This window comes from Pseudomonas sp. FBF18 (genome assembly GCF_024261405.1).
GTDB classification, from domain to species: Bacteria; Pseudomonadota; Gammaproteobacteria; order Pseudomonadales; family Pseudomonadaceae; genus Aquipseudomonas; species Aquipseudomonas palmensis.
The window spans coordinates 239,186-258,289 of record NZ_QKRS01000009.1 but is presented as its reverse complement, the minus strand read 5'-3'; the positions used below and the strand labels follow the sequence as shown (position 1 = coordinate 258,289).

General features: G+C 53.4%; 9 protein-coding genes. 8 read left to right on the top strand and 1 reads right to left on the bottom strand.

What is annotated here, in order from left to right:
* Positions 1-473 precede the first annotated feature (473 nt).
* The 8 genes from drmD (at position 474) to DN387_RS16390 (ending at position 17,903) form a co-directional block, all read left to right on the top strand.
* Positions 474-3,599, top strand: a complete 3,126-nt coding sequence (drmD, locus tag DN387_RS16425; protein WP_057960730.1) for a DISARM system SNF2-like helicase DrmD — start codon at positions 474-476, stop codon at positions 3,597-3,599.
* A complete protein-coding gene (locus DN387_RS16420) occupies positions 3,596-7,768 on the top strand; it encodes a type IIL restriction-modification enzyme MmeI (RefSeq protein WP_204375833.1) in 4,173 nt (1,390 codons plus the stop codon). The genes drmD and DN387_RS16420 overlap by 4 nt, the downstream gene beginning before the upstream one ends.
* Positions 7,769-7,953: 185 nt before the next feature.
* Positions 7,954-9,909 (top strand): ATP-binding protein, encoded by a 1,956-nt coding sequence (locus DN387_RS16415; RefSeq protein WP_254506135.1) that lies wholly within the window; start codon positions 7,954-7,956, stop codon positions 9,907-9,909.
* 3 nt (positions 9,910-9,912) lie between these two features.
* Positions 9,913-13,950, top strand: a complete 4,038-nt coding sequence (gene drmA, locus DN387_RS16410) for a DISARM system helicase DrmA (protein ID WP_254506133.1) — start codon at positions 9,913-9,915, stop codon at positions 13,948-13,950.
* A gap of 2 nt (positions 13,951-13,952) precedes the next feature.
* Positions 13,953-15,809: a DUF1998 domain-containing protein gene (gene drmB, locus DN387_RS16405; protein ID WP_057960768.1), complete on the top strand. Its 1,857-nt coding sequence runs from the start codon at positions 13,953-13,955 to the stop codon at positions 15,807-15,809.
* 1 nt (position 15,810) lies between these two features.
* Complete coding sequence (gene drmC, locus DN387_RS16400; RefSeq protein WP_057960727.1) at positions 15,811-16,575, top strand: DISARM system phospholipase D-like protein DrmC; 765 nt, start codon at positions 15,811-15,813, stop codon at positions 16,573-16,575.
* Positions 16,576-16,650: 75 nt separating this feature from the next.
* The gene (locus tag DN387_RS16395) at positions 16,651-17,478 is read left to right on the top strand and encodes an HNH endonuclease (protein ID WP_192842073.1); all 828 of its coding nucleotides are present in this window, start codon (positions 16,651-16,653) and stop codon (positions 17,476-17,478) included.
* Complete coding sequence (locus DN387_RS16390; RefSeq protein ID WP_254506131.1) at positions 17,466-17,903, top strand: very short patch repair endonuclease; 438 nt, start codon at positions 17,466-17,468, stop codon at positions 17,901-17,903. Before DN387_RS16395 ends, DN387_RS16390 begins: the two co-directional genes overlap by 13 nt.
* On the opposite strand, the gene DN387_RS16385 is transcribed toward DN387_RS16390, so the two are convergent.
* Positions 17,854-18,918: a DNA cytosine methyltransferase gene (locus DN387_RS16385; RefSeq protein WP_254506129.1), complete on the bottom strand. Its 1,065-nt coding sequence runs from the start codon at positions 18,916-18,918 to the stop codon at positions 17,854-17,856. The genes DN387_RS16390 and DN387_RS16385 overlap by 50 nt on opposite strands.
* Positions 18,919-19,104 lie beyond the last annotated feature (186 nt).

The following is a 19,104-nucleotide window of genomic DNA, read 5'->3' as shown; positions in this document are numbered from 1 at the left end:
GACACTGGGCATTAAAAAGCCGGCTTGTGGGCGGCTTTTTTGTTTTGTTAAATTATTGATTTATAAGGATATTTATTTTTAATTTTTATGCGTCCCCCCATTTATCCCCCCAGCAGCGCGTCGCGTTGCATGATTCTTACCCAAGTGCTTAAAAGCTTTTTCCAGTGGATTGTTGAAAGTCGGCCCGTCAGGAAATTTATCGCCCTGCTGGCGGCACAATGCCTTTACCCTTAATGCTGGGCTGGATAATGTGGCAGCCATTGGCAGGACGTGGGCAACAGGGAAGCGGGATGCTTTCGTAAGCGTTTCCTGAGGTGCCGACTTTAGAGTTTTTATCAGTCCTCGGGCGTCTGATTGGGTGTTTTTTCGCCTTGTCTAGATCGACTCGATTTCAGACGCATAATTTTCTAAAAAAATCATATCCGTTTTCTCACCACTGTCTGACGAGGTGATACGGGATTAGGAGTAATGAAGTGACCGTATCGGTGGAAAATAGCAGTTACCGCAACGTCCCGGAACCCGGTCAGCTCGTCGAGGTCCGGCGCCGGCAGTGGGTTGTTGCAGAGGTCAATGCTTCCAAACTGGGAAGTGTGCAGCAGAATTCCGTCACGCTGGCATCAATCGACGAAGATGCATTGGGCGAAGAGCTCCAGGTGATCTGGGAAATCGAGCCGGGTGCGCACGTCATCGAACGTGCTGGATTACCGGCCATCACTGGGCAGGATGACTCGAATACGCTGGAAGCCTTTCTTGATGCCGTACGCTGGGGAGCCGCCACAAATGCCGATCGCGGTTTTCTCCAGGCGCCGTTTCGCAGCGGTGTGAGCATTCAGGACTTCCAGTTGGATCCACTGGTGCGCGCCATCGACATGGCTCGTGTCAACTTGCTGATTGCTGATGACGTAGGTCTTGGCAAGACGATCGAAGCAGGTTTGGTCATCCAGGAAATGCTGTTGCGCCATCGTATACGCACTGTACTGATAATTTGTCCCGCGTCGCTTCAAGAAAAGTGGCGTGTCGAGATGATGGAAAAGTTCGGCTTAGAATTCCGCATCGTAGATGGTACTTACATTAAGGAGATGCGACGCGAAAGAGGAATTCATGCCAATCCATGGACCACCTTCCCGCGCCTGATCACGTCAATGGATTGGGCCAAGGCTGGTGATGGTCTACGTGCTTTCCGCGATATCCTGCCGGCACATGTCAGCTATCCACGAAAATTCGACATGCTGGTCGTCGACGAGGCGCATAACGTCGCGCCAGCAGCGAGTGCGCAATACGCCATCGAGAGTCAGCGCACCCGTTTGATTCGCGCTATTTCCCCACACTTCCAGCATCATTTGTTCCTAACCGCTACGCCGCACAACGGTTACACCGAGTCCTTTACTTCGTTGCTGGAACTGCTTGATGACCAGCGCTTCGCACGTAACATCATGCCGGAAGAAAAACAGCTGTCCCAGGTGATGATTCGCCGCCTCAAGAGCGAAATCACCGACAAAGATGGTCAGCTAATCTATGCGCAGCGCAAGCTGGAAGCATTGCCCGTCGACTACACTCCCAGAGAAAGAGAGATTCATCATAAGCTGCAAGCATTCTGTGCCAGCAGGGAAGCAGCAGATGAGGAAGTTGGCGGCGTAACAGGGGCGTCCTTCGTTAATCAGCTACTGCGTAAGCGCTTGTTCTCATCGCCGGCTGCCTTCGCGTCGACTTTGGAAAAACACGTCGCAACCTTGGAGAGCGGTGGAAACGGTAAGGCGCAGACGGACCTATCCGAACGAATCCTGCTCAAAGCCATTCAGCGTGCGGAGGAGGATTACGCCAATGACGCGGATGTCGAGGCTGCGCAGCAAGAGGCGGTCGAAGAGGCCACGCGTCACTCGCGCTCCTTGAGTGCAGAGGAGCGCATCCTTCTCAACGAACTCAGGCATTGGTCTCAGCTGGCGATGAACCAGATCGATTCCAAGGCCAAAGCATTACTTTTATGGATCGATAAGCATCTTAAAACGGATCAATTGTGGAATGGTAAGCGCGTGATTCTCTTTACTGAGTACCGCACCACGCTCGATTGGTTACACCAAATTCTGGCGACTCAAGATTTAGGCGGAGATCGCCTCATGATCTTGCACGGTGGCATGGACCATGACGATCGAGAGCAGGTGAAGGCGGCATTCCAAGCTGCTCCGGACGTTTCTCCTGTGCGTATCTTGCTCGCTACCGATGCCGCTTCCGAAGGTATCGACCTGCAGAACCACTGCAACTACCTCATCCATCTGGAGATCCCTTATAACCCCAACGTCATGGAGCAGCGTAATGGTCGTATTGATCGTCATGGCCAACGCGAAAAGGAGGTGCTGATTTGGCACCCAGTCGATGCTCGCGAGGACGACGAAGTTGTTGGCGGGCATAAGAAGGATATTTTGCGTGCGCTGCGTAAGCTCGATTCTATGCGCGCAGATATGGGTAGTGTGAACCCGGTGATTGCTCCGCAGATGTCAGGCCTCATAGAAGGCACCCTACGTGATCTTGATACCCGCCTGGCGGATGCGAAGATCGTTCATGCCCGCCGTTTCGTCCGTGCCGAAAAAGATCTTGCTAATCGTGTGGCCAAGCTGCATGAGCGGCTGGTCGAGACAAGGCAGGACTTCCACCTCTCTCCCGAGCACATCCTGAAAGCAGTCGAGACGGGCTTGGTGCTGGCGGAGAAGCCAGCTCTCAGACCGCTGACGATGGCAGGTGTCGCACCGGGGAGCGTATTCGAACTGCCACCGTTGGGCGGTGCTTGGGAGCGTTGCCGTGAAGGGTTAGAGCATCCCTTCACTGGTAAGACTCGGCCGGTGACCTTTGATCATGAAGTCGCCAAGGGGCGAGATGATTTAGTGCTCATTCATCTCAACCATCGCTTAGTTCAAATGTGCTTGCGCTTGCTGCGTGCGGAGGTATGGGCACAAGAGGACAACAAGCGGTTGCACCGTGTGACGGTGCGAGTACTACCTGACGATCGTCTTGATGCGCCTGCTGTCGTGGTGGTGTCGCGCCTGGTGATTACTGGCGGTAACCATCATCGCCTGCATGAAGAGCTGACTGTGTCAGGCGGCTACCTTCGAGAGCAGGGCTTCAAGCGTGAGGACGGCGTCACTCGGCTGCAGGCCTGGCTGGACGAGGCGCAGCCGCAGCAACTTGAAGGGGCGGCGTTCGATACCCTGCGAAGCCGCTTCGCCGCTTCCGAAGAGTCTATCCAGCAATCCCTCAACGCGCGCTCGCGCAACCGCCTTGAATATTTGGGTAATACCCTGGAAACCCGCAAGAAGAAAGAAGTGGAAGATATTCGTACTGTACTTGATGAGCTAGATAACTCCATTCGCAAAGAGCTGAACAAAGACGAGCTGCCTGAGCAATTCTCCTTGTTTAGTGAAAATGAGCGCACCCAGGTCCGCCGCGACAACTCGGCCTTGCAGGCACGTCTTATCCGCATTCCTGCAGAGCGGAAGCATGAAGTCAGCGCTATCGAAGCACGCTATTCAGAACCACAAGATCGTACCTTCCCTGTCGCCGTCATTTTCATCGTGCCTGCATCGTTAGCCTTAGGAGGCCGCGTATGATCCCCTTTGATATCCACGATGAATGGTTGTCGCTGATTGAGGTTTCCGGTCCTTTCCTTGCCACACCCGTACTGAAGCGCGTCTTCTCCACCGGCCTGCCGGCAGTTGAGCCACGAATTCGACAATATCTGCGTCAAGCTTATGACGAGTGGTGCGAGGCTCGTGACAACGACGACCCCCGGTTTGCCGAACTGCATAGAGCCTGGATTTACGAAGTGCTCGCCCGGGGCCTTGAGTACGACGAGTCCTATAGCGGCGAGCTACTTCTACGTGCAGAGCACATCCCTGCGGAACTACGTGTCACTGTTCCTGAACATGGTGTCACCTTAGCGCCTGACTATGCACTGGTATCGGGTGGTCAAAGCCAGCTGCTGATCCAAATATATCCAGCAGGTACGGACCTCCAAGCGGCCCTTAAAATCGATGGTTGGATCGCGAGCCCAGCAGAGCGCATGGAACGGCTCTGCCGGACCAGCGGCTGTCGTCTCGGACTAGTCACTGATGGCGAGCGCTGGATGCTTGTTGATGCTTCTGTTGGAGCAGTATCGACATTCGCGAGTTGGTATGCACGCCTCTGGGGGCAGGAGCGATTGACGCTCCAAGCCTTCCTTACCTTGCTGGGTATCAGGCGCTTCTTCGGGCCGGACGATGAAAGCTTGCCATCAATGCTGGACGAGTCCATTCAGCATCAGGAAGAAGTCACCGATGCATTAGGCGAGCAGGTCCGTCGTGCGGTCGAGATGCTGATCCAGGCGCTGGATAAGGAAGACCGCGAGCGCTCTCGGGCACTGCTGAAAGGTATCGAACCTACCGAGCTTTACGAGGCGGGCCTGACCATCATGATGCGTCTGGTGTTCCTGCTCTCAGCCGAGGAGCGTGGTCTCTTGCTGATGGGGGAAGAAGCATACGAGAGCAATTACGCTATATCCACTTTACGTATGCAACTGCGCCAAGAAACGGAGGAGGTGCTTGAGCGACGTAATGATGCCTGGTCACGATTGCTAGCGACATTCCGTGCAGTATACGGCGGTATTGAACATGAAGCGCTGCGCCTTCCCGCTCTGGGGGGGTCGATATTCGACCCTGATCGGTTTCCTTTCCTAGAAGGGCGTGCCAAGGGTTCCAACTGGAAGGTTGATTCCGCACGACCGATACCGATCGATAACCGCACTGTGTTGCTCTTGTTGGAAGCCATTCAGCAATATGAAGGTCGTACCCTGTCTTATCGTGCACTAGATGTAGAACAGATCGGCTATGTCTACGAAGGCTTACTGGAGCGCACAGTTGCTCGAACTGAACGAGTCACGGTGGAGCTGACTGGTGGCAAGGGTGCGAAGAAGACCCTCTATGCCCTGGAGGCACTTGAAGTTCTTCATCGACGGGGTGAGGAGGCATTGATAAATGAGCTTTCTGGTGCTGATGCAATCAAGCGTAGCGCAGGGGCTATACGTAAGGATCTTGAACGCACGGTCGATGCAGTCCAGGCCAACCGCTTGCTTACAGCCTGTGCTGGCGATGAGGAGCTGCGCGATCGTGCTTTGCCGTTCCTCAGTCTGCTTCGTACTGACTCTTGGGGATATCCGCTCATATATCCCCAGGACGCTTTTATCATCACCACGGGTAGCGATCGTAGGGAGACGGGCACACACTACACGCCCAAGTCTCTCACTGAACAGATTGTCGAAAATACTCTGGAACCGGTCGTCTACGTAGGCCCTTCCGAGGGGCGAGGGCGTGAGCAGTGGCTATTGAAATCACCAGCGGAGCTTCTTGATTTAAAAATCTGCGATCCAGCCATGGGCTCAGGAGCGTTCTTAGTACAGGTCTGTCGCTGGCTCGCAGAGCGGATCGCCGATGCCTGGGCTGCGGAAGAATCAGTTGGTCGGTATATCACCATCGAAGGCGTAGTCGTCGATGATCTAGTTGACCTAGAAGGCTTACCTGCTAATCCCGAAGATAGGCTGATGACAGCTCGTCGCTTGGTCGCCGAACGTTGCCTTTACGGAGTAGACCTGAATCCTTTGGCGGTGGAGCTAGCCAAGCTCTCCATTTGGCTGGTGACCCTTGCCAAGGGCCGTCCATTCGGTTTCCTTGACCATAACCTCAAGTGTGGCGATAGCCTGTTGGGTATTCATCGGCTTGATCAGCTCACTGAGCTCTCTATGACGCCGAGCGGTAAGGGGCAGCAGCGGCTGTTCGGGCGAAATGTTAAGCAGGCGGTACGCGAGGCAATGGAGCTGAGGGTGTGCTTACGGGAAATACCAATACGCGATATCCATGACGTCGAAGCCATGGCGCGGCTTGATGCCGATGCGCGGCAGAAACTCAAGGTACTGGAGCTTATTGCGGATGCATTCATTGGTGAAGCGATTGCGGTGAGGGGCAACGCGACCGCGCTAGAGCGTGCAATCGTGCCGCTAACGATGCAAGCGGGGCAGGCTGTCGAAGGTGATCAGGGCGCTATTACAGCTATTGCTCGTCTCGCTATGAAAATACAAGCTGCCGATTTTGCGGAAAGTAAATTGAGTCGACGCCCTTTCCATTGGCCGTTGGAGTTTCCAGAGGTGTTTTCTCGTGGGGCGTACGGGTTCAATGCCATCATTGGAAACCCGCCTTTCTTAGGCGGCCAGAAAATAAGTGGAGTTGCGGGTGATTTGTATCGCGAATATTTAGTCTGCTATTTGGCCGATGGCATACGTGGCTCAGCAGATTTGGTTTCGTATTTCTTCAATAGAGCTTTTTCACTTTTGGCAGCTAGATCTACAGCAGGATTGATCGCTGTAAAAACAATTGCAGAAGGTGATACTCGGGACGTTGGTTTAACCAATATTTTATCTAAGGGCGCTTCTATTTACTCTGCGGTAACTAGTGAAAATTGGCCTGGAAAAGCAAACGTTGTTACGAGTCGAGTGATTTTTTATTCGGGCGAGTGGGGCGGGCGCTGTAGTTTGAATGGTGGCTATGCTAAGGAAATATCCTCCTCGCTTAGCGATAGGCAGCACTGGGAGCCAATAAAGCTAGTCAAAAATAAGAGTTTGGCTTTTCAGGGGTCGGTTGTTCTAGGTATGGGGTTTGTTTTGGACTCTGCCGAAGCTATTGAAATAATTGTCCGGAATCCGGAATATGTAGATGTTTTATTTCCATATTTGATTGGTCAGGAAGTAAATCAAAGCCCAAGCCATCAGCCAGGGCGCTGGGTTATTCAGTTTTGGGACTGGCCAGAAGATAAAGCAAGAAAGTTTGGTGAGTTATTTGTTCGTGTCGAGTCTCTAGTTAAGCCCGAGCGGCAATTGTTGAAAAATAATCCATCTGCTCAAGGATATAAGAAATATTGGTGGCTGCATGGGAAAAATGGGAAGTCCTGGCTGCATAAAGTTGGGCGGGGCGGCCTATTCCATGAGCATCCGACAGGCTGGACAGGGGCTGAGGCGAAGCTGAACAAAGTTTTAGTTTTTGCCACGGGGGCTACCAAGTATCCATGTTTTACCTTTGTGCCAAATACTAGCGTGTTCGCTAACACAGTAGGAGTTGTTGCGAGTGAGAGCTATGCTCTTTTTTCTTGTTTGTCCTCGGATATACATGCAGTTTGGGCCTGGGAGCGAGGTTCAAAGATGAAGCAAGATCTGCGTTATACTCATGGTGATATATTCGAAACGCTACCATTTCCGGATAGGGTTTTAGAGGACGATCATGAAGCTCTGTCAGCTATCGGGAGGCGGTATTTCGAGAAGCGAGAAATGTGTCTGCTTGACAGCGGAAAGGGGCTGACAAAATTTTATAATGATATTCACGATCCGAAAGTTGATTCCGATGGCGTTGTAGCGATGAGGGCGCTACAGATGGAGTTGAATGAGACTGTACTATCCGCATATGACTTCGATGATCTTGATCTAAAGCACGGTTTTCATAAGGTTGGTTATCTGCCGGAGGGCAAGAATGTACGCTTTACCATAAGCGAGACTGCTCGAGTTGAGATTATTTATCGGCTCTCGGAGCTTAATCGAAAGCGCTCTGAAGAGGGCGTTGCCAAAGAGGGGGCTAGCGAGAAACCCTCTCGCTCAAGGTTGCTGATGTCGAAGTGTGAGGTGGCTGATTTTTTTGAGCAGTCAGGGTTTGATTTTGACGATGCCACTGTAGTGCAATCCGGAGCTTCTAAAGTGAGTGATTGACTATTGGTGCTTGGTTGTTTGGGATCAGTTTTTAGTTGGAATGCTAAGAGTGAAATTTTTTTCGAATAATAGATGATCCAGAAAAAAGTGGAATGCTGCTATTGATGATTTAGTAAGTCGTGGATGGTAGAGCGGCAGGGCGAGTGTTGAGATGTACGATATTGGGCTGTTCAAGGAGTTGAAGAGTGAGCGATACATACAAAATGACGGTAGACCTGAACGTACTTGATCATCTCGGGATCAACCTTTACAGCAATATCGCCGCCGTTCTGACCGAGGCCGTAGCTAACGCTTGGGATGCCGATGCTGAAAAAGTCGAAATTCGTATCGACCCTGAAGGGCAGTGGATTGACATAGCGGACGATGGTATTGGTCTGTCGATTGAGGATATGAACGCTAAATATTTGCGAGTTGGTTACAGGCGGCGTGATGAAGATCTTGAACATGGCCGGATCACTGCGAAAGGGCGGCCAGTCATGGGGCGGAAAGGCTTGGGAAAGCTTTCATTATTCTCAGTCGCACGGGGCATTGAGGTACAGTCGGCTAAGGACGGAATGGTTCATGGACTGCGAATGTCAGTGGACGGCATCGCGGCTTCGGTGAAGCGAAAGGAGCCACATTACAGTCCCGAGCCGCTGGCTGAAGAATTTTTAACTGTAACTAAAGGTACTCGAATCGTTCTTCGTGACATCAACCGCCAGCGCCTGGGGAAAAGCGTTACAGCTCTTCGAAAGCGATTGGCTCGCCGCTTTTCCGTCATTGGAGAGGCTCACGACTTCAAGATAATCATCGACGGGCAACCTATCTCGACAGCCGAGCGAGGAGACTTGCCTGTGGTGCAGTTCCTCTGGCGTCTGGACGGCTCCGATATCGAGCTGGATTCTGCGAAGGGTTTGTTAGAGCAGGAGACGCTTCCCAATCGGTTGGATGCTTGGGGTTCGGGCTGGCGAGTGACCGGCTGGATTGGAACGGCTAGCTTGCCCAAGCAATTGGATAGTGAGGATGCCGGCAACCTCAACGGTATCGTCGTGTTTGCAAGAGGCCGTTTGTTTCATGAAAACATTTTGGACAAGTTGAACGATGGTCGCTTGTATACGAAGTACCTCACGGGGCAGATTGAAGCAGACTTTCTCGATGCCGATGACCAGCCGGATATCGCGACAAGTGATCGTCAGCGTGTCCAGGAGGATGATCCTCGCTATATCCAGCTCATCGTATTTTTGAGGTCGCGGTTGGTGCAGGTTGAAAGGCGCTGGAGCGAATGGCGACGCAAGCACGAGGTCGAGAAAGCTAAAGAGAACTCTCCCAAGCTCGCTGTGTGGCTTAATGGCTTGCAGCCAGGATTCAGGAAGAGCGCGGAAACCCTCATATCTAAGCTCAGCGCACTTCCTGTCGATGATGAAGAGGACAGAAAGGTTCTGTACCGGCACGGCATTTTGGCTTTCGAACGGATGCAGTTGCGTGGTTCATCGGATGAACTGGCTCTTCATGTCGACAATGTCGAAAAGCTTCTAACGCTTCTCGCCGATCGTGATGCATTGGAAGCTTCGCTCTACCGTGACATCGTCAAGTCAAGGCTCGAAGCGATAAAGGAGTTCCAGAGCCTGGTCGACGAAGATGCCAAGGAGAGGGCGCTCCAAAAGTATCTTTTTGATCATCTTTGGCTTCTTGATCCGGCTTGGGACAGAGCGACTGGCAGCCCCATCATGGAGTCACGCCTCATCGCTGAAGGCATCCTTACTGATGACATGACCAAGAAGGAAGAGCTCGGGCGGGTCGATATTGCGTATCGCACGAACGCCGGTAGGCACATCATAGTCGAGCTTAAGAAAGTCGGCAGGAAGATGAGGCTTCTTGAGTTACAGGATCAAGGGCAGACCTATGTCGATAAACTACGCAAGATCTTGGTCCAGATGGGCGAAAATGATCCAGACATAGAAGTCGTGTTTGTCTTGGGCAAAACCGTGGATGAAGAGTCCTCGAACCCCGAACGCCTTAAGTCTTCCATGGCCGCGATCTCTCCTGGTAGTCGCATAAAGCACTATGACGCGTTAATACTCGGGGCTCAGGTGGCTTACTCGGCTTATATCGAGAAAACCAAGGCGCTCGATAAGCTAGAAGACATTGTGAACGGAATTTGAGAGATGAGCATGGAAGATCGAAAGCAGGACAGTAACCCTGAGGCTTGGATCGTGGTTGATCGTGGGTTGGTGGATGATGCTCGTCTGGCTAATAAAGGCGTTTATCTGAAGGGGCGCCATCCCAAGTTGCGTGAGGACGCTTGGGTACTGGTTCTGAACCCTGCAGGATTTATCGTACGTATCGGTCGTGTAATGCGCATCCGAGTTGATGGCGAAGGCACTTCTTTATACTTCGACAGGGCCAAGGTGCTTGAGCCTACTGTGGGGGTCGGTAGCACCAACTTGATGCCTCCGGCCACTGGAAGTGTGATACGTGCGCCCTGGACCGATTTCGCTGAAGCTATTCCGCGTGCTCTCGGCATCACCCTTGCCGAGATACCTCTGATCGAGGACGAGGCTTACGTTCGTGAATTACTGCAGTGCGCCATCATGGACGATCTTTTGGGGCCGGCCGGTGGGCCGGAAGAAATCATCGTCGATATGAGTGTCCGCGATCGCTATCTTGTCGGCAAGCTAGCGCCGATGGAAAACGCTGAGCGTGGTGAGGACGTAGCTCCTGCTGAGACGAATGAGGAGGACGAGCCTACTGATTTGGAGCCGAAGGCGCAGTCGAACAAAGTCGATTCTCCACCCAAATCCGGTGGTGGTGATTCCGAAGCCAACGAAGAGGTCGATACCGCTTCGAACCAATCGCTGGCACCTTCGAGTTTAGGGTTCACCTTCTGTGTCGATAGTAATGCAGAAAGTCTCGAGGTCGTAGTGAGCTGGGGCCGCTATGAGCGCTTTAATTCTGATGATCCCGCGCATACAAAAGTAGTCAAGAAGGCTATCCGTGATGCCGAAGGCCGGGTTGTCAAGACCATTGAGCAAGTTCTCAAAGCCAAAGTTTGGCGGAGAAAATCCTCTGGTGGGGTCTTCCTGCTGGCACTGAGCGACGGTGTGATTTCCCCTGTTGTTCCGGACGCCGCATGTCCGAAAGTACGTATACAGGGCACTGTGCGATCACCAAACGAGAAGGGAGAGCGTTTGGTTACGCTGTTTTTGGTCAATGGCCAGGAGGAGCCTCCGGAAAATCGGGACACTGCCTGGGTGTTCCAGCCGGAAATTATAGTGCGGGCCAGTGAAGTAGCTTCGGTGAAAGATATATTTCGTCGTCGTCCTGCCCTTGAGGCGAATGTTGGTGCTGCGGACGATGACGACTTGCGTGAACGCCTGGCGCTGGAAATGATCTATCGCGACCGGGTCGAGTTTGCGGTAGGCCATGGTGTTGCAGTGCATGCGTTATCCGGTGTTGATGTAGCTAGGGCTGTCGAGCTGCGTACAAGGGTGATGCCGCAATATGAGTTGCCGGTAACCGAAACTCCAGGTTTGGATTCGCAAGATCGTCCGGCTATGCGAAGGCTGGTCGACGAAGGCTTACTGGATATGAAGCATCTAGCGGAACTGGAGGCAGGCGAGCTCGTTGCCGCACTCGGAATACTGACTGAGGATTATGCTGCCTGGATTAAAGATCAGCGAGCACGTATTGAGACCGATGCTGTCGGTTACGCCCAGCAAGCCGATGAGGCTCTGGGGCAATGTGAGGCAATTCTGGCTCGACTGCGCGAAGGTGTGAGTCTGCTGGCAACAGACGATGATGCTCTGGCGGCATTTCGTTTTGCTAATCGTGCGATGGCCATCCAGCGTGTGCATAGTGCGTTCGCCTTGCAGCGTCGGCGCGGTCGCACTGTCAAGCTTGCGGAGTTCGACATTTCGAAGAATCGCTCTTGGCGCCCTTTTCAGCTGGCTTTCCTGCTGCTGTCCTTGCCTGGATTGGCTGATCCGAAACATACGGATCGTACTCAGCCTCTACAGGCCTATGCTGATCTGCTTTGGTTTCCCACCGGTGGTGGCAAGACAGAGGCATATCTTGGTGTCGCTGCATTCACCATGGCGATTCGCCGCTTGCAAGGAAGTATGGGCGGCTACGATGCCTCTCGCGGTCTCGCTGTGATCATGCGCTACACCCTGCGCCTGCTGACTCTGCAGCAGTTCCAGCGGGCTACCGCGTTAATCTGTGCGATGGAGCATATTCGCCGAGAAGCGCTTGCAGCGGGTGATAATTCCTTAGGCGATAGTGCGTTTACCATAGGCCTTTGGGTCGGCAATAAGGTGACACCGGGGACCACAGACGATAGCCACAGGTTCATTGAAGCTATTCGTACCCCAGGACGAAATCCCACTGGTATGGCATCGCCGGCACAGCTTACAGGGTGTCCATGGTGCGGGACGGAGATTGATCCAAGCAGAGATATTGAGGTCGACAAGATCGTTGGGCGGACGACAATTTACTGCGGCGATAAGCTCAGTGCCTGTGACTTCTCCCGCGGCCGTTCAAGCAAGCTGGCGCATCCTGGCTTGCCAGTTATGGTCGTAGACGAAGAGATGTATCGTCGCCCACCGTCCATGATGATCGCCACCGTCGACAAGTTCGCCATGATGGCGTGGCGTGGGCAGGTGCGGAATCTGTTCGGTCGTGTCTCGAGGGAATGCTCTCGTCATGGCTTGCTTTGGCCGGGCTCTGAGTGCAATACCGGCCATAGGGCTGTAGCAGGTAAAGCAGCAGCAGCGTCGGTCAAAACTATCGTTCCAGTAAGGCCGCCGGACCTGATCATCCAGGACGAGTTCCACTTGATTAGTGGGCCTTTGGGGACAATGGTTGGGTTATATGAGGGGGCGGTTGATGAGCTTTGCACCTGGCAGCTGGGTGACGATTCGATCCGCCCGAAGGTGATCGCCTCCACGGCGACCGTGCGCAAGGCGCAGCAACAGGTCAACAACGTATTCATGCGCCAGGTCTCAGTTTTCCCGCCGCATGGCTTGGATGTCGAGGATAATTTTTTCTCGGTGCAGCGTCCGATCAAGCAGAAGCCAGGGCGACGTTATCTAGGCATTTGTTCTCCGGGCAGCTCGCGGCCAGCAATGCTAATCCGGGTATACACCGCTGCTCTAACTGCTGCTCAGGCCCTGTTCGATCGCTTCGGTAAGGCGGCTGATCCATACATGACCATGGTGGGGTACTTCAACTCGCTACGTGAATTGGGCGGTATGAAGCGTTTGGCCGAAGATGATGTGCAGACACGTGCATACCGGGTACAAATGAGCATGGTGGAGCGCCCTGGTCTTGCGCAGCGCAGCGTTATGAATATTCGTGAGCTGACTTCTCGTGTTTCCAACCAGGACATTCCCAAGTATCTCGACCAGCTTGAAGTGATGTTTAAGTCCGAGTGGGATCCTGAAAAAGGTAAGTACGTTACTCGTTGGGAAGAAGGGGATTCTCGAGCGATCGATATCGTACTGGCCACTAACATGCTGTCGGTTGGGGTCGACGTTAACCGGCTGGGAATTATGGCTGTCAACGGTCAGCCAAAAGGGACTGCGGAATACATCCAGGCTACGAGCCGTGTGGGGCGTCAGTTCCCTGGTCTAGTGTGTACCGTGCTGACATGGGCCCGGCCTCGCGATCTCTCGCATTATGAGACCTTCGAGCATTACCACGCGACCTTCTACAAACATGTAGAGGCGCAATCAGTCACACCGTTTTCGCCGCGCGCGATGGATCGGGGTTTGACCGGAGCGATGCTGTCACTCATCCGCGCCAAAAGCGATGATTTCGCGCCTAACGATGGAGCCCAAAGCCTTAAACAGCCAAATCAGGTGGAAATGCTGGACGCGATGAAGGTACTCGAAACGCGCGCCGACAACATTGCGGAAGCTCCTGCGAAGAAACTCGCGGGCGATATGCTCAAGCAGCGTGCTGATCAGTGGGTGAGCGAGGTGATGCAGGGGAACCGTATTTTGGCATATGAGAAGCGGGGGCCAGACAAGGACAGAACGGTTGCCTTGATCAAGGCTCCAGGTGCGCAGGCTTGGGATAACTGGACGGTACCAATGTCGATGCGTGAGGTCGAGCCTGGAGTTCGTTTGGTCATGAACTCAACGAAGATCAAAGACGAAATTCAATGGAAGCCTCGCCCTGCAGTGGCTGATAAGGACGAATGAAGATGGCCAACGAAAAAACTCACGTCGGTTCAGTTCGACCTAGTCAGCTATTGTGGGCATACGGCCCAGGTGCCCTGGTCGACTTGCCGAACTTATCGGTTGTGACCTCCGGCATTGACGTCTGGGAGAAGGATCGTTGTCAGCCAGTGATCGAAAATCGTTTGCTCGCTGCCGTGCAAAAAGCACTTGGCCCTCAGGTTGAGTCGCTACGTATGCCACCGTTCAGTAAGAGTGATCTGGTAGATCCGTTCTCAGCAGAAGCCAGCGTGGGGGTTCCAGTTCGTCCTTTCCCTCGCTGGTTGCGTTGTGTGAAGTGCGGGCTTTTGTCGCCTTATGACAGTGGGTTGTTCGAGCTAAAGGAAAGCCGATACCGCCCGGAGGCGACACGTTTCGTTCATCAGGGTTGCCGAGGTTCCAAAAAGGATCAGCCCGCGAAGGATGCAGATGCAGTTCCTGCACGTTTCCTTTTGGCTTGCAAAAATGGACATCTAGATGACTTCCCTTGGCAGTGGTTCGTCCACTCTGGCCCCGACGATTGCAAAGGCACGCTGCGCTTCTTCGAAAGCGGAGCGTCCCTACAGACCGAGAATCTTTGGGCAAAGTGCGACGATTGCGGGGCGGCGCGCAATATGTCCCACGCATTTGGGCAGCTCGGTAAGGAGAACTTGCCTGGGTGTCGTGGGCGGCATCCTCATTTGGATCAGTTCGAACCGGATTGCGACGCCGGGCCGCGAGCCGTGCTGTTGGGCGCGACCAATAGCTGGTTTCCGGTCTCTTTATCAGCGTTGGCGATTCCTCAGGCAAAGAACTCGCTCGCTCAACTGATCACTGATGGCTGGGATTCCTTTCATGACTTGGATGACTACGACGAGCTGCCACCGACCATAAAGGTGCTAAAGAAAAATGGTTTGCTACCGGGGGTAGAGTTGTATTCCGCAGAGGCTATCTGGGCTGCCATTGAGGCACACCGTTCAGGGGGCGATGAGGGCGGCACCGAGGCTGATATCAAAGGACCGGAATGGCGAGTGCTTATTGATCCGTCGCCTGTGAATGACTATCCGCACTTTTTGTCTGAAGCGGTGGCCGTTCCCAATGGATTTCAAGGCAGGATATTTAGGGTGTTGCTGCTGAAGCGTCTGCGCGAAGTGAATGCTTTGCTTGGCTTCACGCGAGTAGAAGCGCCTGACGACTCCGGTGGTACTGGATCTGGACCGATCCAAGCACCACTGTCACGAGTGAAACCTGATTGGGTTCCCGCTAATCAGGTACACGGTGAAGGCATCTTCATTCAGTTCGATGAGCAATCAATCGCCGAGTGGGAGCAGAGTGCTGAAGTTCAGGCTGTTGATGTAGGGCTGCGAGGCGGACATAAAGGTTGGCGGAACTCCCGACATCTCTGTCCGCCAGATGATGGTTATCCGGGTGCCCGTTACGTGATGCTGCACACCTTGGCGCATTTGCTGATTCGAGAGCTGGCGCTGGAGTGCGGATACAATGCGGCGAGCATTAGAGAGCGGATTTATGCCGAGGTGAATGAAGGAGGTAGTCAATGCGGCTTCATCATTTACACAGCGGCTGCGGATTCCGATGGCACCTTGGGTGGATTGGTCGAGCTGGGCAAACCCGAAAACTTGGAGCGTCTACTGGTTCAGGCTTTGCGACGTGCTCGTATTTGCTCATCTGATCCTCTATGCGCGGAGCACGACCCCCAGAAAGACCGTAGTCTGCACGCAGCGGCCTGCCATGCATGTTCCTTCGTCGCGGAGACATCTTGCGAGCGTGGTAATCGATATCTCGACCGGGCGATGGTCGTGCCTACTTTCGAGAATGCCAAAGCGGCATTCTTCCCGGATGCTTAAGATGCGAGAGATGTTGGTAGCATTATCCGAGTTGGTTTCAATCATTTCCTATGACCGGGTGACCGCCTTGGCGGCGAAGGTCAGGGGAATGCAAGTCGCGAAAGCTGGAGATTTGAGGGCGGGAGTGCTGTCCGTGAAGGCGGATAACGCACTCAAGGGGTTGATCGATATTTGGAAGGCATCGACCATCAATGGCGAGACGTTGGCGGCAATGCTCTTGGCTGCAGCATATGCTTTTCGTCATGCCGAGGATCGGCAGAGGGTCGAGCTCGTATGGACGGGGCCGACGACTGAGCTCGTTCCTGCTCGGCGAACCGAACAGGCATTGATCCAGGTGATCGATGTTGCTCAGCAGCGGTTGTTCATCACGAGTTACGTCGCGTACGACATTGAGTCGATAGCTAGGGCTCTTAGATCAGCGGCAAAGCGAGGTGTAAAGATCGTGTTTCTGATGGAGCTCTCGAGCACCCAGGGTGGAAAGGTCAGTATTGATCCTATTGGTAACCTGCAAAAGATAGTTCCAGATGCGCTGTTCTATGTATGGAAAGACAAAGGTTCAGCCTTCGTGAACGGCAGTGTGCATGCGAAGGTCGCAGTGGCAGACAGTGCATATTGTTTCATAACCAGTGCCAATTTGACTGGATACGCAATGGATCAGAACATGGAAGCTGGCGTACTGGTCTCCGGTAATCCATTGCCCGAGCAGCTTCATCGGCATTTGGAAGCCTTAGTGATAACAGGGGTGATTGTTCCAGCTAGTGGATGATGGATTTACTCAATGAGTGGGGCTGAGGCTCTCGTAGTCACGGTTTTCCTGATACTTGTAAAGGTCGCGGCTGCCATGCGTGAAGAATTTGTCGAGATGAAGTATTTCGAGACCTACTACTACACGAACATTGTTCATAACGTTCTCGACGACACAATGTCCTACTTGCGTAATCTCCACAATTGGCATGAGGATCAGGAGGTTTGGCTATTCTTACAGCCTTTCCCTAAGCGTAGTTTGCTGCATGAATTTGCTCAGTATATTATTGAAGAACTCATGTATGAGCGGATTGGAGAGGTTACGTTGGAAGCCGCTCTGAGAGGGCCAAAGGATAAGTTATGGGTTGATCAAGCGCTCATGCGCCATGGAATTGAGTCTTCTGGGTTTCTGCATTGGCTAAATGAAAATACCGTCCTTCTGGAGGAGGTGACGGAAGATCATATTTTCGATTATCACCAGGATCTCAGGCTCACAGGGGAGCTGGATGAGTTATTCACTCGGCTGTCCAATGAGGTGTTCTTCATCCTCTTCGGCAATAGAGCTCTGCTCGCTAAGCTAAATGGCTATGTGTCAGGCGTAGTTCAGCGTATAGAGAAGGCCGACTTGGAGCCTGAGCATTTTGCACTACTGGCGAGGGATGGCGTACCAGCCCGCGTCCATATACCAGAGTGGGTGAGGCGAGCGGTATTTTTCCGTGACCGTGGAATGTGTGCAGCATGTAACAAAGATTTGAGCGGTTTAGTTTCCGTATCGACTCACAAGCATTTCGATCACATAGTTCCTCTTGCGGAGGGTGGAATCAACGATGTGACTAACATGCAGCTTCTCTGCGAGGCGTGCAATCTTGCTAAAGGCCGAAAGTTGGTTACAACGTCTAGTCGGTACGAGGCATGGTACACGTGAGCTCATGCGCGTCGCGAAGCGAAATCATGCGCTCAGTCAAGCGTGCCCACACCGGGCCGGAAATCAAAGTTCGTCAAGCATTGCATGCTTTAGGGCTCAGGTTTCGTCTGCATCGTCGGGATCTTCCCGGTTCACCGGACATAGTCTTGCCTAAGTTCCGGACGGCGGTATTTGTGCATGGTTGTTTCTGGCACCGGCATCCCAACTGCCGCTATGCGACCACTCCCAAGAGCAGGCAAGATTATTGGCTGCCCAAGTTCGAAGCGAATGTAGAGCGTGACGCGCGGAAGGAAGCTCAATTGCGAAAACTGGGCTGGCGTGTACTGGTGATGTGGGAGTGTGAAACGAAGACGCCTGAGGTGCTGAAGGCCCGCCTCAGGCTTGAGTTTGATCTTCCGCTTTGCGACTCGCTTCATAGGTCCTGACATGCTGCATCAAGCTTTCCCCTATAACTTCCCCAAGTCGCACCGGGACGGCGTTGCCAATCATGCGGCCGACGGCTTTGAAGGTTATCTGCTCTGGCTCCATGAAGACGTAATTTCTGGGAAAGGACTGAAGGATCGCGGCTTCACGTAGTGATAGGGCGCGGGCCTGCTCAGGGTGGCCGAAACGGCCATTTCCGAAACCGTAGCAGAGGGTGGTCATCGTCGGGCTAGGGCGATCTGCGCGCATACGTCCGTATACGCTCGGGTACGTCTTGCCACTCGCTTTGCGGTGGCATTCGGCGACTAACTCCGGTGGCCAATCTTTCCAAGTGCCGCCTGGCTTGGAATGAATGATGCGTCGCATGTTGATCGGGGTAAGCGTTGCTGCCCGGTGAAGGGGGTCGTTCGGGTCACGTTCTCCAGCGGCTAGGCGAGGCAGTTCGCCGATGACGTCCTCGACATTGACCGGGGCGTTCAAGTGGGTTGGAGGGATAATGCTTATGGGCATTCCCAGTTTAGATGCGAGCAGAACATGGCGACGTCTCTGTTGTGGCAACCCATACTCGACGCAAGCCACCCGCCCGTCCCAGATCTCATAACCCTGGTCCCTGAGGCTTTGCACGAAGTCATGGTAAACCTCGTGCTTGGTGACGTCAGGAACATTTTCCATGGTTACGAGGTGAGGCTCAGTTTCTTCGATGAGGCGGCTGAAGTGATAGAGCAGCGGCCACTTACGATCGTTGCGGGTGTCTTTGCCTTGGTTGTAAGTCGAGAACGGTTGGCAGGGGGCGCAACCGGCTAGCAGTCTGTATTGACCTGGGCGATACCAGGCCAGCAACTCTTCAGCTGTTACTTCCGTTACGTCTTTTTTGACGAAGGCGGCCTGGTTGTTCTCTTGGTAGGCGTACGCACATTGGCCTTCGATGTCGTACCCAGCATGTACTGTAATGCCAGTGTTGCGCATGCCAGCGGTGAGGCCACCAGCACCACAGAAAAGGTCAACTGCATCAATCATTGGGGTAGGTCCTCCTAGCAGAAGGCATTCTAGCTGGAACCGTCGTAAAGATCGAGCACGATATCTCACGCACCCACGCCATCCACATAGACAGCTGTCAGGTGGGGAGGGACGTAATCCGATGGAAGTCCAAAAAAATGGCCAGTTGATACTGGCCGCATGTCATGGAAGCGGTCCAGAAAGGTG